Origin of the sequence: Streptococcus oralis (assembly GCF_023110435.1) — a bacterium.
Classification (GTDB): domain Bacteria; phylum Bacillota; class Bacilli; order Lactobacillales; family Streptococcaceae; genus Streptococcus; species Streptococcus oralis_CF.
In genome coordinates, this window is sequence record NZ_JALDWB010000018.1 from 1 (window position 1) to 509 (window position 509).

The 509-nt window shown below is 46.2% G+C and carries 1 pseudogene; it reads right to left on the reverse strand.

What is annotated here, in order from left to right:
- Positions 1-509: pseudogene (locus M1F97_RS09130) on the reverse strand (LPXTG cell wall anchor domain-containing protein); the annotation flags it as partial.

Sequence of the window (509 nt, forward strand, 5' to 3'; positions counted from 1 at the left end):
TGGTCCAGCAGGTTGTTGTGCAGGAGCTTGTGAGTGGTTCAATGCACTTGAGATTGAAGCACTGTCAGACAAGCTAGTTGAGGTACTTACGCTGTCGCTCAAGCTTGTGCTTGCTGATTGGCTAGCACTGATTGAAGCTGACTGGCTAGCTGATACTGATGCGCTAGTTGATTGACTTGCTGAGTCATTGCTTGTGCTTGTTGAACCTGAACCGCTACCTGAGTTGTTGCTTGCACTGATTGAAGCTGATTGGCTTGCAGATACTGATGCGCTAGTTGATTGACTTGCACTTACAGATGCTGAAGCTGATTGACTTGCTGAGTCATTGCTTGTGCTTGTTGAACCTGAACCGCTACCTGAGTTGTTGCTTGCACTGATTGATGCAGAAATGCTGTCACTCAAGCTTGCGCTTGTTGAGATTGACTCACTTGCGCTGATTGATGCTGAAGTACTATCGCTCAATGACACACTTACTGATTTGCTGAGTGAAACTGATTCACTTGCACTTA